16 protein-coding genes are annotated in these 17003 nt (G+C 61.7%); 4 read left to right on the top strand and 12 right to left on the bottom strand.

The window, feature by feature from the left end; genetic code table 11:
• Positions 1–102 precede the first annotated feature (102 nt).
• The gene (gcvP, locus tag CLV45_RS19305; RefSeq protein ID WP_100338107.1) at positions 103–3024 is read left to right on the top strand and encodes an aminomethyl-transferring glycine dehydrogenase; all 2922 of its coding nucleotides are present in this window, start codon (positions 103–105) and stop codon (positions 3022–3024) included.
• Between the two features lie 104 nt (positions 3025–3128).
• On the opposite strand, the gene CLV45_RS25050 is transcribed toward gcvP, so the two are convergent.
• A complete protein-coding gene (locus tag CLV45_RS25050; RefSeq protein WP_157807661.1) occupies positions 3129–3425 on the bottom strand; it encodes a hypothetical protein in 297 nt (98 codons plus the stop codon).
• Positions 3426–3645: 220 nt separating this feature from the next.
• Between CLV45_RS25050 and CLV45_RS19300 the strand changes: the two genes are divergently transcribed.
• A complete protein-coding gene (locus tag CLV45_RS19300) occupies positions 3646–4248 on the top strand; it encodes a DUF4136 domain-containing protein (RefSeq protein ID WP_100338106.1) in 603 nt (200 codons plus the stop codon).
• Between the two features lie 84 nt (positions 4249–4332).
• Here the strand turns inward: CLV45_RS19300 and lipA are convergent, their stop codons facing one another.
• The 6 genes from lipA to CLV45_RS19265 form a co-directional block, all read right to left on the bottom strand.
• The gene (gene lipA / locus CLV45_RS19295; RefSeq protein ID WP_375378233.1) at positions 4333–5235 is read right to left on the bottom strand and encodes a lipoyl synthase; all 903 of its coding nucleotides are present in this window, start codon (positions 5233–5235) and stop codon (positions 4333–4335) included.
• A 156-nt stretch (positions 5236–5391) separates the two neighbouring features.
• Positions 5392–6144: a hypothetical protein gene (locus CLV45_RS19290; protein ID WP_100338105.1), complete on the bottom strand. Its 753-nt coding sequence runs from the start codon at positions 6142–6144 to the stop codon at positions 5392–5394.
• Between the two features lie 631 nt (positions 6145–6775).
• Positions 6776–7120: a bacillithiol system redox-active protein YtxJ gene (gene ytxJ / locus CLV45_RS19280; protein ID WP_100338104.1), complete on the bottom strand. Its 345-nt coding sequence runs from the start codon at positions 7118–7120 to the stop codon at positions 6776–6778.
• A 10-nt stretch (positions 7121–7130) separates the two neighbouring features.
• Positions 7131–7454 carry a hypothetical protein gene (locus tag CLV45_RS19275; protein ID WP_157807660.1) on the bottom strand — a complete coding sequence of 108 codons (324 nt, stop codon included), beginning with the start codon at positions 7452–7454 and terminating at the stop codon, positions 7131–7133.
• A 115-nt stretch (positions 7455–7569) separates the two neighbouring features.
• A complete protein-coding gene (locus CLV45_RS19270; RefSeq protein ID WP_157807659.1) occupies positions 7570–7881 on the bottom strand; it encodes a hypothetical protein in 312 nt (103 codons plus the stop codon).
• Between the two features lie 98 nt (positions 7882–7979).
• On the bottom strand, positions 7980–9968 hold the full coding sequence (locus CLV45_RS19265) for an alpha-ketoacid dehydrogenase subunit alpha/beta (RefSeq protein WP_100338101.1): 1989 nt from the start codon (positions 9966–9968) through the stop codon (positions 7980–7982).
• 276 nt (positions 9969–10244) lie between these two features.
• Here CLV45_RS19265 and CLV45_RS19260 point away from each other — a divergent pair, with 276 nt between their 5' ends.
• On the top strand, positions 10245–12761 hold the full coding sequence (locus CLV45_RS19260) for a TonB-dependent receptor plug domain-containing protein (RefSeq protein WP_157807658.1): 2517 nt from the start codon (positions 10245–10247) through the stop codon (positions 12759–12761).
• Here the strand turns inward: CLV45_RS19260 and CLV45_RS25235 are convergent.
• Together CLV45_RS25235 and CLV45_RS19250 are read right to left on the bottom strand one after the other, a co-directional pair.
• Positions 12758–12988 (bottom strand): hypothetical protein, encoded by a 231-nt coding sequence (locus CLV45_RS25235; RefSeq protein WP_100338099.1) that lies wholly within the window; start codon positions 12986–12988, stop codon positions 12758–12760. The genes CLV45_RS19260 and CLV45_RS25235 overlap by 4 nt on opposite strands.
• 54 nt (positions 12989–13042) lie before the next feature.
• A complete protein-coding gene (locus tag CLV45_RS19250; protein ID WP_100338098.1) occupies positions 13043–13519 on the bottom strand; it encodes a hypothetical protein in 477 nt (158 codons plus the stop codon).
• A 238-nt stretch (positions 13520–13757) separates the two neighbouring features.
• On the opposite strand from CLV45_RS19250, the gene CLV45_RS19245 reads away from it, so the two are divergent.
• The gene (locus tag CLV45_RS19245) at positions 13758–15038 is read left to right on the top strand and encodes a M16 family metallopeptidase (protein ID WP_100338097.1); all 1281 of its coding nucleotides are present in this window, start codon (positions 13758–13760) and stop codon (positions 15036–15038) included.
• A gap of 89 nt (positions 15039–15127) precedes the next feature.
• On the opposite strand, the gene CLV45_RS25045 is transcribed toward CLV45_RS19245, so the two are convergent.
• The 3 genes from CLV45_RS25045 to CLV45_RS19225 form a co-directional block, all read right to left on the bottom strand.
• The gene (locus CLV45_RS25045) at positions 15128–15715 is read right to left on the bottom strand and encodes a hypothetical protein (protein ID WP_157807657.1); all 588 of its coding nucleotides are present in this window, start codon (positions 15713–15715) and stop codon (positions 15128–15130) included.
• A 189-nt stretch (positions 15716–15904) separates the two neighbouring features.
• Entirely contained in the window at positions 15905–16207 is a 303-nt protein-coding gene (locus CLV45_RS19230) for a hypothetical protein (protein WP_157807656.1), read from the bottom strand.
• Positions 16208–16294: 87 nt separating this feature from the next.
• Positions 16295–16828: a hypothetical protein gene (locus CLV45_RS19225; RefSeq protein ID WP_100338093.1), complete on the bottom strand. Its 534-nt coding sequence runs from the start codon at positions 16826–16828 to the stop codon at positions 16295–16297.
• Between the last annotated feature and the right edge of the window lie 175 nt (positions 16829–17003).

The following is a 17003-nucleotide window of genomic DNA, read 5'->3' as shown; positions in this document are numbered from 1 at the left end:
AAAACTAGCCCTTTTGCCGTAAGGCGGCCTCACCTTTTCGTCTTACCTTTGTGGGCCCCACCCTCCCATCGGGCATTTCCCCGCCATTTCTAGCCCTTTTCTATGATTCTCAAAACCAAGCCCGCCGACGTATTTGTGGACCGCCATAACGGTCCGGATGCTGAGGCAGTGGCCGCCATGCTCCGCACCATCGGGGTAGACTCGGTCGAGCAGCTCATCGACGAAACAGTGCCCGCCGCCATCCGGCTTCAGCGCGAGTTGAACCTGCCCGCTGCCCTCACGGAGCGGGCTTTTTTGGCGAAATTCAAAGGCATTGCCGCTAAGAACAAAGTCTTCAAAAACTACATCGGCCTGGGCTACCACGACACCGAGCTGCCCCAGGTAATTCAGCGCGGCATCCTCGAAAATCCGGGCTGGTACACGGCCTACACGCCCTACCAGGCCGAAATTGCCCAAGGCCGCCTCGAAGCTCTCATCAACTACCAGACTATGGTAATTGACCTCACGGGCCTCGAAATTGCCAACGCCAGCCTGCTCGACGAAGGCACCGCCGCCGCCGAGACGCTGCACATGTTCCACAGCCAGACCAAGAAGAAAAGCGCCACCCGCTACTTCGTCTCAGACCTGGTGTTGCCCCAAACCATTGACCTGGTGCGGACCCGCGCTACCCCGCTCGGCATCGAGCTGGTGGTGGGTGACCACCGCTCGGTGGACCTTTCGGACGAAAACCTGTTTGGCGCCCTGCTGCAGTACCCCGCCGCCGACGGCCAGATTTTCGACTATAAAGACTTCATCAGCAAGGCCCACGACCACGGCATTTTCGTGACCGTAGCCGCTGATTTGATGGCCCTGACCCTGCTCACGCCCCCCGGCGAGCTGGGTGCCGACGCCTGCGTGGGCAACTCCCAGCGCTTCGGCGTGCCGATGGGCTACGGCGGACCCCACGCCGGCTTCCTGGCCACCAAAGACGCCTTTAAGCGCGTCATTCCCGGCCGTATTATTGGCCAGAGCATCGACGCAGCCGGCAACAAGGCCTACCGCATGGCCCTGCAAACCCGCGAGCAGCACATCCGTCGCGAAAAAGCCACCTCCAACATCTGCACCGCCCAGGTGCTGCTCTCGGTGCTGGCCGGCATGTACGCCGTGTACCACGGCCCGCAGCGCATCCGCCAGTTTGCCACCAACATCCACGCCCTGACCCAGCTGCTGGAAAAAGAGCTGAAAGCGCTGGGCGTAGAGCAGACTAACGACTTTTACTTCGACACGCTCAACATCCAGCTGGAAAGCGCCGAGCTGCAGCAGGCCGTGAAGCGCGAAGCCGAAGCCGCCGGCATCAACTTCCGCTACTTCGGCACGTCGAACGTGGGTATTTCCCTGCACCAGAACACCGAAGCTTCGGATGTGGCCTTTATCGTGGCCGTGTTTGCCAAAGTGCTGGGCAAGTCGGCTACCGAGTCGGTCGAAATTCCTGAGGAAGTAGAGCTGACCTGGCCCAAGAACCTGGTGCGCACCTCGGAGTACCTGACTCACCCCATCTTCAACACGCACCACTCCGAGCACGAGATGCTGCGCTACATGAAGCAGCTGGAAAACAAGGATTTGAGCCTGGCTCACTCCATGATTCCGCTGGGCTCGTGCACGATGAAGCTCAACGCCACCGCCGAAATGATTCCGGTGACTTGGCCCGAAATCGGTGGCCTCCACCCCTTCGCTCCCCGGGAGCAGGCCCAGGGCTACCAGCAGATTTTCGAAGACCTGGAAGCCTGGCTGTGCGAAGTCACGCGCTTTGCCGCCGTCAGCCTGCAGCCCAACTCGGGTGCCCAGGGGGAGTACGCCGGTCTGCTCGTGATTCGGGCGTACCACGAAGGCAACGGCCAGGGCCACCGCAACATCGCCCTGATTCCGGCTTCGGCCCACGGCACCAACCCCGCCTCGGCCGTTATGGCCGGCATGCAGGTAGTGGTGGTGAAAAGCACCGAGGAAGGCAACATCGACGTGGAAGACCTCAAGGCCAAAGCCGCCCAGCACGCCGACAACCTCTCTTGCCTGATGGTAACCTACCCCAGCACCCACGGTGTGTACGAGGAAACCATCATCGACATCTGCGCCACGATTCACCAGCACGGTGGCCGCGTCTACATGGACGGCGCCAATATGAATGCCCAGGTGGGCCTCACCTCGCCCGCCACCATCGGGGCCGACGTGTGCCACCTGAACCTGCACAAAACCTTCTGCATCCCCCACGGCGGTGGCGGACCCGGCGTAGGCCCCATCGGCGTAGTAGCCGACCTGGCGCCCTACCTGCCCGGCCACGTGGTGGTGGAAGTAGGCCACGAAAAAGCCACCGGCGCCGTTTCGTCGGCCCCCTGGGGCTCGGCCAGCATTCTGCCCATTTCGTACGCGTACATCTCCATGATGGGCGGCGAAGGTCTGAAAGCGGCTACCCAGACGGCTATTCTGAATGCCAACTACATCAAGGCCCGCCTCGAGGAGCACTACCCCGTGCTCTACACCGGTGCCAACGGCCGCTGCGCCCACGAAATGATTCTCGACTGCCGCCAATTCAAGAAGGCCGGCATCGAAGTCGAGGACATTGCCAAGCGCCTGATGGACTACGGCTTCCACGCCCCCACCGTGTCGTTCCCCGTGGCCGGCACTCTGATGGTGGAGCCCACCGAGTCGGAAAGCAAGGAGGAGCTGGACCGCTTCATCGACGCCATGATTTCCATCCGTAAGGAAATTGCCGCCGTGGAGTCGGGTAAGGCCGATGCCAAGGACAACGTCCTGAAGCACGCCCCGCACACGGCCGCCACGGTGCTGGCCCACGAGTGGAACCGTCCTTACACCCGTGAGCAGGCCGTGTACCCGCTCGAATACGTGCGCGCCGCCAAGTTCTGGCCCAGCGTGTCGCGCATCGACTCGGCCTACGGCGACCGGAACCTGATCTGCTCCTGCACCCCCCTGGAGGAATACGCCGACCAGGAAGAGAAGCTGGTCGCTACCGACAAAGGCCCGTCGTACTAAACTCAGTCTGACCCCAAACAAAAAGAGCTGCCCCGAAAGGAGCGGCTCTTTTTGTTTGGGGTTTGCAAACGGGTGTGGAGCTAGGCGGCCGACCTGGAAATAGTCTAACGCTGCGGAAAGCAGGTGCGGTACATATAGCCGGTCAGGGGCTTGCCATCCTTGGTTACGCGGGCCTTCACGAAGTAGGCATCCACCGTATCCATGACCTGCACTTCCATGCCCGAGGTAACGGTGGCCAGCTGGGTGGAAGTTTTGCTCATGCCGTCGTATAGAGTACACTCTACTACGGTGTTATACGCCACGGGTGTGCGGTTAGGGCGGGTAGAAGAAGCTGACTCGCCGGCGGCGCTGCAGGAGGCCAAAGCCGTGAGACCAAAGAAATACAGTAGACGTGTGTTCATATCGTGTTGTTAGGTCGGTTAAGATAGAGCTATTTCAAGGTTAAAAGGAATTTTCCTATAAAATTTCTTCCCACCGATACGCTGCAAGCCGACTACTTGGGGAACGTTGGCCGCCCAGCTAACGTTAAATCAGCAGACCCGGCAAGCGGGGCCTTTCAGCCAGGAGTTTCGGCTGATTCTCGCTACTAGGGTTCTTCTCTCAACTATCTGCTAAACGACGATGAACCGTATATCCCGCTTTTTTGCCCGCCCGCTGGCTTTAGCCGCCGTGGGTTTCTCCCTGCTGCTAGGTGCCACCAGCTGCGCTACCTCTTCCCGGGTAGGGGTTACTTCTGATTTCGACCACTCGGTTAATTTCCGCTCCTTCAAAACCTGGGCCTGGTATCCGCAGCAGCCCCAGGACAGTGAAGGCGGCCCGGCTCAGGGCTACCAGTCCTTCCTCGACAAGCGCCTGCGCACGGCCGTAGAGTCGGAAATGGTGAAGAAGGGACTGACCCGGGTCGACAAAAACCCCGACGTGTACGTGGCCTACAGCGCCAAAGTCGAGGATAAGCAGCGCGCCAACAACGCGTATTCGCCCTTCGGCTACCCTTATTACGGCTACTATGGCTACAGCCGCGGCTTCTACCAGCAGCCGATTACCGACTACAAAGCTGGCACCGTTATCATCGACCTGGTAGATGCCAAGCGTAAGCAACTGGCCTGGCGCGGCTTCGGCGAAGCCCAGATTGATCAGCAGACGATTTCGGAGCAAGAGGCCTACCGCATTGTGGGCAGCGTGCTGAGCACCTACCCTCCAACCGACAGCCAGGCTCAGCGCTAAGTTAGATCAGGCGCTGAATCATTGACCAACAAAAAAGCCGCATCCAGGGTTGGATGCGGCTTTTTTTATGCAGTAAGCAAATTATTAGATCGGCACGTTGACGTGACGCTCGGCGTGGTAGCTGCTGCGCACCAGCGGGCCGGCCTCTACGTATTTCAGGCCCCGGCGCAGACCCTCTTCCCGGTAGTGGGCAAACAAGTCGGGGTGAATGAACTCGGCGACTTCGATGTGGCGCTTGGTGGGCTGCAGGTACTGGCCCAGGGTCAGGATGTCGAGGCCGTTGGCGGCCAGGTCGTCCATGGCCTGGTACATTTCCTCCTTGGTTTCGCCCAGACCCAGCATAATGCCCGACTTGGTCCGCTTACCGGCTTCCTTGGTCCGCCGGATCTGCTCCAGGCTTCGGTCGTACTTGGCCTGGGGCCGCACGAGGCGGTAGAGGCTACCCACGGTTTCCACGTTGTGCGACACCACTTCCTGGCCGCCGGCAATCATGGTATCTAGCGCGGCCCAGTTGGCCTTCACGTCTGGAATCAGGGTTTCGATGGTTGTAGCCGGGCTCAGCTCCTTAATGCGCACCACCGTTTCGAGCCAGATGCTGGCCCCGCGGTCCTTAAGCTCGTCGCGGTTAACGCTGGTAATCACGGCGTGCTTGACGCCCATGAGCTGAATGGCTTCGGCCACGCGGCGGGGCTCGTCGGTATCGTACTCGTTGGGGCGGCCGGTGGCCACGGCGCAAAACGAGCAGGAGCGCGTGCACACGTTGCCCAGAATCATAAACGTGGCGGTACCAGCTCCCCAGCACTCGCCCATATTGGGGCAGTTGCCGCTCTCGCAGATGGTGTGCAGCTTGTGCTCGTCCACGAGGCGGCGCACTTTGGCATATTCGGGGCCTACCGGCAGCTTCACGCGCAGCCAGTCCGGTTTCCGGGGCTTGGCGGGCACCGCCGGAGCGGCCGTTTCGGCTTGAATGATAGGCAAAGTCAACAACAGGTCATCCATACTACAAAGGTAGCAGTCAGTTAGCAGTTATGAGTACCACCCATTGCGGGATGGGTAAAAAACGAAGGACTTTTCCGTCGTCGGGGTAACAACACCCGAGCGCCAGAAAAGTCCAAATTCGGAAGTAAAAAAACGGGCGGCTGCTTAGCTGCGGTGGCCGATGTAGAGCGTGAGGTACACGGAAGGAAAGAACTTCGTGTTCAGCGTGCCATCGTTAATATTCTGGGCCCGCAGAATGGTGAGCTCCTTGGGGTAAAGCTCAAACAAAAAGCCGGTTTCGATGCCGGCTACGGCGTCGCGGTAGCGGCCGTATTCGAAGCTCAGCGCCCCGCGGAGGTGGCCGCCAATCCGGGCCTTGGTTTGATTGGCTCCCGAGAAAATCGGGGCCCGGTCCAGGATGCGGGAGGCCGAAGAGTTGTTCATCGGGTCGTACTGCTCGCTGCGGATATCTTCCTGCACCGGAGCGCCGGGGCGGTTTTCCCGCACGGTGTAGTCATAGTAGATGTAGTAGGGCATCAGCAAGCCAATGGAAGGCCCGGCCCCTACCAGGGCATTTACCTGCACCCCCGACTCGGGGGCTTTACGGAAGATAACCCGCTGCATACCGTAGGAAGGCCGCAGGACGAATAGGTAGTTCGACTTGCCATACACGAACGAGCCCCCCGAGCTTTGGTTGAGCACGCGCTGTTCCTTGGGGTGCTTCACTTCCACGCCTTCTACGCCCCAGAAACGGGACCATTTCTCGTCCAGTACGTGGGTGGAGCGCACCGCTACGCCGCCAATCAGGCCGCCACGGGTGTTGAAATTGATGCCGTAAGTAAATTCCTTGCGGTAGGAAGGATCCTCGGAAACCTGCGCCTGCGCCGCAGACGCGCCCCCGAGCAGGAGGACTACCAAGCCAAGACCGAGAGTATAGAGTTTGCGCACGGAAGCGAGGAGCTAAAAAGGTGAAAATAACCAGCCAAAAAGAGGCCCGCAGGCCCTGCTGTCTAAAGTACGTAATTTTGTGGGCAATGTCTTGCCAACTTTCTGACTATGAGCGCAGCCATTGCTCACTACGCTGGTAATTCATGCCCCGAAGCCGTTCATACCGCTTCCGGCACCATTCTTTTTTCCCAAGCCGCCCGTTGACAACCACAACCGGGGCGGGTCATTTTCGCCGACCAACCTGGGCAGGGCCGCGCTGGGGCCCGCTTGATGCCGGTATGGGGTATGGACATCGTAGCAGAACATCAGCCGCTGGACCCCAGTGGAGTCAGCTTCGCCGGGCAGCACCACGGGGCCGCCGGGCCCCGTGGTGCTGCACCGGTTGTGCAACCTTCCGCATGCCCGCAGCCCGGGCGGACAAAGAGCGGGCCGGGCTCGAAAACGCGGCCCGGACCTGCCCGGTAGCTGTAAGCCTGAACCCCGAAATCCGGCAGGAGGTTCAGTTCCTCTTCGAGTAGTGAAATAGTGAGATGGTGAGTTTCTATGTGCTATTGGCGCAAGTAGCGCCAACTGAACGACAACTCACCATCTCACCATTTCACTATTTCACCAATTCCCGCACGTCGCTGAGGCGGATGCCCATGTGGGAGGCATCGAAGCGGCACTCGCCGTCCTGAATCAGCAGCAGCTGGGGCGACTCGTGGCGCACGCCAAACTTGCTGGCTATTTCGGCCGAGATGGGACGGTAGCGCAGCAGATCCAGGTAGTAGATAGTAGCGTTGGCCAGGTCGGCCTCGGGCCACTGCCGCTCCAGCTTGCTTTTGGCCGCGGCGCTGATGGAACAGGTAGTGCTATGCTTAAAAATCAGGACCGGATGCTCGTGCGACTCGTGTACAATGTCGGTAAGCTGGGCCGCGTCGGTGAGGGGAAGCCAGGGAGTACTCATAGGGATGGGATTATTCTTTCGTCGCTTTCTTTTTCTTGCGGAGTCCTAGCCCAATGTGAGCTGGTTCGCTAACCCGGGGTTCCCCGGTTTTATCGAACTTATAACTCTCCCGGCCATCTTTAGGTTGCTGGGGCCGCCCGGTTCCACCCGGTTTCAGGGCCGATTTATCCACGGCCAGGTGGGAATCCTTGTACTCCCCGTTGAACTTGCGGGCGTCGCGCAGGGCCCGGCGGTTTTCGGCCCGCTTCCGGGCGGGGTACATATCCTCGGTTTGGGCCGCGGCCACCGTGCTGAAGCCCAGTACCAATCCAGCAATAATCCAGACGTGACGCATAAGAAGCAGGAAAAAAGAAAAGCGTGAACCGGCAGACTACTCAGCGCCCCGCGGGTTTAAAACTGAAGAGCTATTTTGTACGCAAAAGCCGCTGCCTGAGGTGCTTAAAACGCAACTAGAATGGTAAAGTAATACCCAAAAACTTGCGCTGCCCCACCTTCTTCTTCAGCCGGCGGTTCTTATACTTGGGCTTCTTCAGAATCCCATTCTTGTCGTAGCTGTTCTTGATGGGCTTGGCCTCGGTCGTCGTGCTCATGTCGCGCCCGTCGGCGGCCTCGTTTTCCACGTTTTTGGCCTTGTGCACCTTGGGCTGGGGCGGCCCCGTCGGGTTGGGAATCCGGTAGGGGTGGCAGCTGACCGACATCAGGAAGCACATGAGCACCAGCCCCAGCAGATGACGCAGACCACGAAAAGCAAAACGAATCATAAGGCGGCAATAGTCCGACTGAAGCGTATCAATCAGCCGGCAAGATAAATAGCGGCCCGGACTCCCGCCGTTTTAAGTAGCCGGAGCCCGGGCCGGGCTTAGTAGGCCAGCAGCTTCTCGACCCGCTCGCGCAGGCGCTGCTGGGGCAAAAAGGCCTTTTCCAGGGGCGGCGAGAAGGGAATGGCCGTGTCCAGGGAGGCCACGCGCTGCACCGGACCGTCGAGGTGCTCGAAGCAGTGCTCGGCAATCCAGGCCGCAATTTCGCCCCCGATGCCGCCGGTCAGGGTGTCTTCGTGGAAGAGGATGATGCGGCCGGTCTTGAGCACGGTGGCCCGCACGGCTTCCTCGTCCCAGGGCAGCAGGGTGCGCAAGTCCAGGATGTCGCAGTCCAGGTTCAGCTCGTTGGCCAGGCTCGTCGCCCAGTGCACGCCGGCCCCGTAGGTGATGATGCTCAGCTCGGAGCCTTCCCGGGCCAGGGCCGCCTGGCCGATGGGCGTGGTGTAGTAGGCATCCGGCACCGGGCCGCTGATGGAGCGGTAGAGCATCTTATGCTCGAAGTAAATCACCGGGTTGGGGTCTTCGATGGCCGCGTTGAGCAGGCCCTTGGCGTCGTGGGGGTTGCTCGGGTACACCACCTTCAGGCCCGGGGTGTGGGTAAACCAGGCCTCGTTGCTCTGGCTGTGGAACGGCCCCGCGGCCGAGCCGGCCCCGGTGGGCATGCGCACCACCACGTCGGCATTCTGGCCCCAGCGGTAGTGGCTTTTGGCCAGGTTATTCACAATCTGGTTGAAGCCGCAGGTCACGAAGTCGGCAAACTGCATTTCGACCATGGCCTTTTTGCGGCGGATGCTCAGGCCCAGGCCCGCCCCCACGATGGCCGACTCGCACAGGGGCGTGTTGCGCACCCGGCCCTTGCCAAACTGGGCCACGAAGCCCTCCGTCACCTTAAACACCCCGCCGTAGTCGGCAATGTCCTGACCCATGAGCACCAGCTCGGGGTAGCGCTCCATGCTCTGGCGTAGCGCGTCGCTGATGGCGTCGACGTAGCGCTTGTCGGTGGTTGGTTGTTGGTCGTTGGTTGTTAGTTGCAAGGAAGCGTCGGCCTCGAAGGGCTGGTACATGTCGGCCATTTCCTGCTCGACGTTGGCCGTGGGCATGGGCGTGGCGTCGGCCACGCGTAAGCCTTCCTCGATTTCGCGCTTGATGGTTTCGCGGAAGCGCATCCGGGCTTCCTCATCCAGAATTCCTTCGGCCAGCAGCCACTTTTCGTAGTTCTCGACCGGGTCTTTCTGGGCCCATTCCTCAAACAGCTCCTGGGGCACGTACTTGGTGCCGCTGGCTTCCTCGTGGCCGCGCATCCGGAAGGTCAGGGCCTCCAGCAGCACGGGGCGGGGGTTCTGGCGCAGGTCCTCGGCGAGGCGCTTCACGGTGTCGTACACTTCCAGTACGTTGTTGCCATCCACCTGCACGGCTTCCATGCCGTAGGCCGGGCCCTTGTCGATGAAGTAGTTGAAGCGGAACTGCTCCTTGCTGGGCGTGCTCAGGCCGTAGCCGTTGTTTTCGATGATGAAGATAACCGGCAGCTGCCACACGGCGGCCACGTTGAGGGCCTCGTGGAAGTCGCCCTCCGAGGCGCCCCCGTCCCCGCTGTAAGTCACCGTGACGCGGGGCTGCTCGTCGAGCAAATCGGCCAGGGCAATGCCGCCGGCCACGGCCAGCTGCGGCCCCAAATGGCTAATCATGCCCACGATGTGGTGCTCGTTGGTGCCGAAGTGGAAGCTTCGGTCCCGACCCTTGGTGTAGCCGGTGGTTTTGCCCTGCCACTGGGCAAAGAGCCGGTCCAGGGGCACGTTGCGGCCGGTGAAGACGCCCAGGTTGCGGTGCAACGGCAGGATGTACTCGTCCGGGTTCAGGGCCAGGGTGCTGCCCACCGAAATGGCTTCCTGCCCGATGCCCGAAAACCACTTGCTGACCTTGCCCTGGCGCAGCAGAATGAGCATTTTCTCCTCAATCAGCCGGGGCTTGAGCAGGCCCTGGTAGAGGTGGAGCAGTACGTCGTTGGAGTAGTCTTTCCGGTCGAAGTTCATACGGGAGGAAGGGTGGGTGGTAAGCGGGGCAAAAGTACAGGTTTGGATGAAAGGAAAATTGTTGACTTGGCTTTGTGAAATCCGGCGCCGGGCGGCATCTATCTTTAGAACCCATTTTCCTCTTTTATCCTCATTATGACCCGAATCTTACCGTTTAGAATTCTTCTGCTCACTGCTTCTGCGGCCTCCGCCGTTCAGGCCCAACAGCCGGATTCTCCGGCCCGGCCGGCCGCTGACAGCTCGCGCATTATTTCGTGCGGCTACACTGTTACCGAAGTGCATATAGGCATACCGGCCTTTACCACCATCCAACCCGCTCTTAGCCGCGTAGCCGGCGTGCAGGTCACGCCCTACTCCGGGGCACCCGGGGCCTGGGCTACGATCCGCATCCGGGGGGCCACCAACCTGACCGGCAGCAGCCAGCCGCTCTACGTGGTGGATGGCGTGCCGGTGTACAATACCGACGTGACGCCGGAGCTATGGGCCGAGCGCAGCAGCTTTTTGCAGTCTTCCAACAACGGCAACTACCCCAACATCCCGACCCCGAGCACGCCCGGCGCCAATCCGCTGCTGGACTTGCCGGTGGAAGACGTGGCCCAGATAACCGTGCTGCGCGGGGCCGCCGCTACGGCCCAATACGGCATGCAGGGCTCCAATGGAGTTATTCTGATTACGACCAGGCAAGGAGCCGACGGCCGCACCACCGCCCAGCCCTCCCTGCGGGTGCGCTACAGCGGCTGGGGCGGCGTGCAGCAGGTGCGGCAGCGCTACGACCTGCTCAACGGCCGCCAGTACGCCGAACTCGCCAACGCGGCCGCGGCTTCCAGCTTCGGGCGGCCTCTTCCCTACTCAACCGCCGACTTGAGCAGCCTGCAGGAAGTAGACTGGCAGGATGAGCTCTTCCGGCCCGCCGCCGTGCAGAGCCACAACCTGAGCGTGGACGGCCTGGCCCACAACACCCGCTACTACGCCGCCGCCGACTACCTCAACCAGGCCGGCGTCATCGTCAAGTCGGGCATGAGCCGGGGCAGCCTGCGCTTCAACCTCGACCAGCAGCTTACCCAGAAGCTTAGCGTGGGCCTGCGGGCCAGCGCCAGCCAAACCGACCAGCACTACCCCGGGCAGGAGCTGGACGCCGGCCCGCTGGTGCAGCGCTACCTGCTGGGCATTCCGGCCGTGCCGGCCCGCACCTCCTCAAGCTACTCCCCCCCGACGCCGCGCTTTGCCCTCGACGACTACTCCCAAACGGCCCGCACCCGCCGCCTCGTTACCCAACTCAACGCCACCTACCAGTTTTCGCCCAGCCTGAGCCTCACCGCCCGCGGCAGCCGCGAGAAGATGGATGCCGAAGGCCTGGGCTATTCCCCCAACGGGTTTGGCTCCGGCGCAGTGCCCGTGGAGCACACCAGCACCTCTACCACCACGGCCCGCAACTGGGTGGTGGCCGCCGCCCTGCGCTACGAGCACACCTTCCGGGAACAGCACGCCGTGACGGCCGCCCTCAACTACCTGCGCCAGCAAGACCAGCGCACCCTCGACTACACCCTCCAGAGTGTGTATGGCTTCGGTTCTTTCAAGTCCGAAGAGAAGCGCCTGGCCATTCACAGCCCCTCGGTGGTGGCCGGCTACACCTACGCGGGCCGCTACGAGGTGCAGGCTTCCATGCGGACCGAGTTTGCCTCCGGCAAGAACGCCAACGACCGGAAAGTGTGGCTGCCCGGCGGCCAGCTGAGCTGGCATATCAACAAGGAAAGCTTCCTGGCCGACCAGGACCGCCTCACCGACCTCATGCTCTGGGCTGGCTCGGGCAAGACCAGCTCCTTTTTTGGGTTCGACCGCACCACCCACCACGACGCGGGCCTGCGCGCGGGCCTGCTCGGGGGCCTGCTTACCCTGGAAGTGGCGGCTTACCAGCGCCGCACCACCCGCGCCCAGGGGGCATTCCTGGTTACTATCCCGTCCTCAAGCGGCTTCAGTACTTTCTACACGTTTCCCAACGTGACGCTGCTCAACAAGGGCCTGGAGTTTACGGCCGGCGGCAGCTGGCGCATCGGCCCGGTGAGCGGCACTTCCCAGCTGAGCGCCGCTACCAATCATAATGAGGTAACCGAGCTCAAGCCCGGCGACGACTTCATCCGGATAGTGCCCAGCAGCCTGGCCGTGGGCCAGCCCGTGAGCCGTTTCCGGGTGTATGAGGCCGATGGCACTTTCCCGGTGGGTCATCCCAGCGCCGGCCAGCAACGCTACGCCGACCGCAACAACGACGGCCGCCGCGACTTTGGCGATATCTACGACGAAGGCACCGGTCTGCCCCGCTACTCGCTTAATTTCTCCCAGCAGCTACGCCTCAAGCGCTTCCAGCTCGATGCCCAATTCGACGGCCTCTTCGGCTACCAGATTCAGAACTCCCTGCTGCTGCGCCTCGACGCGCCCTCGGGCTTTGCTAACAGCTCCGTGCGGGCCCTTAACTACTGGACACCCGCCAACCAGGCTACCTCCGTGCCCCGCCCTGGCTTCGCAGACTTTTCGTACCCCGTGCCGACCAACGAAGACCTGGAAAACGGCAGCCACGTGCGTCTTTCCCAACTCTCGCTCAGCTACGAAGTGCTCACTACCGACACCCGCAAGATCAGCGTGTGGGTGGGCGGCCAGAACCTGTTCGTCACCGGCCCCTACCGCGGCTTCGACCCCAACGTGAGCAGCGGCGGCGCCGGCCCCTACTACGCCGGCCAGGATTCGGGCGGGTATCCCGTGGCCCGGATGTGGCAGCTGGGCCTGCGCGGGCAGTTTTAACGCTTACGAACGACCAAAACAGCCTTAGCTAAGACCGAAACGGTCTTAGCTAAGACCAAAACACCGATAGCTAAGACCGAAAATGCCTTAGCTAAGACCAAAACGGTCTTAGGTATCGCCGAAATGGTCTTAGCTAAGACCAAAATTGCCTTAGCTATCGGTAAAAATGCCTTAGCTAAGACCGTTTTGGTCTTAGCTAGCACCAAAACAGCCTTAGCCTCGACCATAAAGATCTGCGCTAAGGCTGTTTTGGTTCTGGTGCCGGGCCCCAGGGCCAGCAGCTACACGGGATTCTTCTTGTTCGACTTCCGGGCGGCGGGGCGGGCGTAGTAGGCGTTGATATCCTGGCGCAACTCGCCCAGGTCCACGTTTTCGCCTTTATCACTCTCGATGTCGGCGTGCACGTTGTTGACGTGAAACAGGATGTCGGAGCCCAGCACGTTAACGGCGTTGTCGAGGCGGGTCAGCTCGGGCGCTAGTTGGTTGCGCAGGGCCGTTAGCGCCCGGAACTGCTCGATCTTGCTGCGCAGTAGCTCGGGGTCAGCGGCTTTGCGCATAATGTCAGGAGCCTGCTCGGCGGCTTGTAAGGCCAGGTCGGCCAGGGGCAGCCGCTCGGCGGAGATGGTAGCCGACGTGAGCAGGCTTTCCGGCTGCTGGGGCACGAAGGCCAGCTTGCCTTGCAGGGCCTTGATGGCGGCGCGGGCCCCGGTCAGCTCGGCATCGGCCAGCACAGCGGGGAAATTATTTCCTTTGGGCATAAAAAAGAAGGGGGATAAGTGAGAAATAGAACACCGTGCAATAGGTCAGTAGATAGTTCGGAATCAGCCAGTTGCCGGGCTGCTAATAACACTCCCTAGATACCAAATAAGCCGCACAACCTCAACCATAGCCCGAAAACTTTTCTGTCCGCCGCCGTTGTTTCGTACCTAGCGGAAGCGGGTGAGCCGCTTATCTTTGGCTACCGCACCCGCCCACCTGCCTTATCTTGCCGACTCTATGATTCAATTCGAAGAATTCACCCTCGCCAACGGCCTGCGCTGCATCGTGCACGAGGACCACTCCACCCCCATTGCCGTCCTGAACGTGCTCTACAACGTGGGCTCCCGCGACGAGGACGTGGAGCACACCGGCTTTGCCCACCTCTTCGAGCACCTCATGTTCTCGGGCTCGGTAAACATCCCCAGCTACGACGAGCCCCTGCAGTACGTGGGCGGCGAAAACAATGCCTTCACCTCCCCCGACATCACCAACTACTACCTGACCCTGCCGGCGGCCAATATTGAAACCGGCTTCTGGCTGGAGTCGGACCGGATGCTGGGCCTGGCCTTCTCGGAGAACGGCCTGGAAGTGCAGCGCAAGGTGGTGGTCGAGGAGTTTAAGCAGAACTACCTCAACCAGCCCTACGGCGACGTTTGGCTCAAGCTGCGCCCCCTGGCCTACCAGGTGCACCCCTACCAGTGGCCCACCATCGGCAAGGAAGTCGGCCACATCGAAAACGCGGTGATGGACGACGTGCGGGCTTTCTTCGCCAAGCACTACTCCCCCGCCAACGCCATTCTGGTAATAGCCGGGGCCGTCACGGTAGCCGAGGCCCAGCGCCTGGCCGAGAAGTGGTTTGGCCCCATTCCCGGCGGCACCCGCTACGAGCGGCAGCTGCCGGCCGAGCCGCGCCAGACGGCCCCCCGCCACCTCGACGTAGTGGCCGACGTGCCGGCCACGGCCTACTATAAGGTGTACCACATGCCCGGCCGCGCCGCCGCCGACTACCACACCGTGGACCTGTTGAGCGACGTGCTGGGCCGGGGCAAGTCGGCCCGCCTCTACCAGCGCCTGGTGAAGGACCAGCAGCTGTTCAATTCGATTTCGGCCTCCTGCAGCGGCTCCCTGGAGCCCGGTCTGCTCGTCATTAGCGGCCGTCTCAACAGCGGCGTGGCCATCGAAGCGGCCGATGCGGCCGTGGAAGCCGTGGTGGCCGAGCTGCGCGAGGAGCTGGTGGCGGATCAGGAGCTGGAAAAGGTGAAAAACCAGGCCGAGGCCAGCATCGTGTTCGAGGAAATCGAGCTGCTGAACCGCGCCATGGCCCTGGCCTACTTCAAACTGCTCGGCGACGCCGACCTGGTCAACCAGGAAAGCGCCAAGGTGCAGGCCGTTACGGCCGAAGACCTGCGCGCCGCCGCCCGCGAGTACCTGCGCCCCGACAACAGCAGCACGCTCTTCTACCGGGCCCAGGCCGAAGTGGCCGCCGGCACCCTCGCCACCGCCGACTCCGCCGAGTAAGCGGCTGCTTCAGGCAGTAAGGTCACAAAAAAAGCCCCGCCGGATAACCGGCGGGGCTTTCTTATGCGGTTTGCAGCAAACTGCGAGGCTTACCAGCCGCTGCCGGAGGAAGAACCCCAGCCGTCGTTCTTGGCAGGAGCCTTCTTGGCGGGAGCTTTCTTCGGAGCCGGGGCCGCGGCGGCAGCCGGAGCAGCGCCAGCGGCGGTTACTTTCTTCGTAGTCGAGGTGGAGGTCGAAGTAGCAGCCGACTTGGTAGCCGTAGCCGACTTCGCGGCGGGGGCCGCTACGGGAGCGGCTACTTCGGTCGTGGTTACGGCCGGAGCGGCGGGAGCCGTAGCTTCTACCATCGGGGCCGGGGCCGTCGTCGAGGTGTTCGTGCTTACGTTGCGCTTGATGTAGGGCGCCAGGGGCCGGCCCCGGTAGTCCATCCGCACGCGGTGCGAGGGAGCAGCGGTAAAGCCGGGCGCAATGGCGAAGCCATTGGACTGCGGGTTGGCCTCTACGCCGGCGGCGGGAGCAGCAAACCCACTGGTTGCGGCCGGGTCGGCGGCGGGAGCAGCGGCGGGTGCCGCAGCCGGGGCGGCAGGAGCAGCCTCGGCACCCCAGGTGTCGGCGGCGGGCTTCTTAGCCGATTTCGAGCGGCTTTGCTGGGCTAGTGCGTTTGAGGTGCTCAACACGGCAACCAACAAAAGGCACGAAAAAACGGGACGTAGCATAGCGAAAAAACGAGTGGTAGTAGAAAAGTTGCTCTCCCCTACTACGCAGAAACTGTAGGATTTGTGCCTGAAAGCACAAAAATATCTACTCCAACCCGAAGTATTGGACTTAGCCCGATATTTTTCTTGCTACGGCCGGCGCACCGGGGCCTATTTCTCCGACGAAATGGTGGAACTCGTGGAAGCGGGCTTGGCTACTTTCTTCTTGATGGGCCGGCCCATGTAATCGGTGCTCGGGGGCGTGGGCATGTTGATGCGCATGCCCGGGGCCAGCCGCTGCCGGTCCTCATCCGAGTAGCGCCGCGTATTCGACACCCGGGCTACGGTTCGGGAGCGGGCCGGCGAGGCCTTTTTGTGGTAGCCGCTGGCGCGTTTGGTTTGGGCTTGCGCACTAGCTACGCTCAGCAGAAGGGCCAGGCTCAACAGCCCGGAAAAGAGTCGAGGGTACCGCATCAGAAAAACAGGATAAAGTGAGACATACACTCCTGTTTCCTAATACGGTACCCCCGCGAACTTAGGCCATCTAAGGCCGGCTAACTTTTACAGTCCCGACGAAGCCGTAGTAGCAACGGTCGAGGACTTGGCAATTTTGGCGGCTACTTTGGCGTCCTGGCGCTGAGCCTTACGAACGGGGCGGCCCCAGTAGTCGGTGCTGGTGCCCCGGTAGGGAGCCGTGTTCATGCCGGGCGCAATCATCACGCCGGAGGAGTGCATCATCGGGTCGTCGCTGGCTTCGTCGGCGGTAGCGGCCTGGGCTACGGGGGCCGTGGTCAGGTTGCTCTTCGCTTTTTTCTTGAGCGGACGGCCCCACCAGTCGGTGCTGGGCTTGTCGTGCAGGCTCAGGCTGATGCCGGGGGCGCTGCTCCAACCCGTATTATAAGTAGCGGGCTCATCGGTGGCGGCGGTAGGCTGAGCGGCTTTTTCGGCGGCCTTGGGCGTGTTCATCGTCCAGGGGTCGAGTTCGGGCTGGGCCCAGTCGGTAGCCGCGGCAGCCGAGGTATTTTTGGTTTGGGCCTGGGCCGAGGCGGCGCTCAGAACTACACAGAAGAAGGCGGCAGACAGGAAACGGTTCATAATTTCAGAGAAGACGAAAGGAGGGAAATACAGACTTGGCGCGGAGCCGTCGGCGAGCAAGTTCGAACGGGTGGCGCCCCGCGTTCAGTCTTCTGTGCCGCTTGTGGAAAGGCATTTTGCAGCAATCGTACCAACTTTTTCGAAGGCCGAATTTGCCCTGGTTTATGTCCTGAAA

It is taken from the genome of Hymenobacter chitinivorans DSM 11115, assembly GCF_002797555.1.
Taxonomy (GTDB): domain Bacteria; phylum Bacteroidota; class Bacteroidia; order Cytophagales; family Hymenobacteraceae; genus Hymenobacter; species Hymenobacter chitinivorans.
Note: the sequence above shows the minus strand (reverse complement) of the source record. Positions and strands in the feature narration are given on the sequence as shown.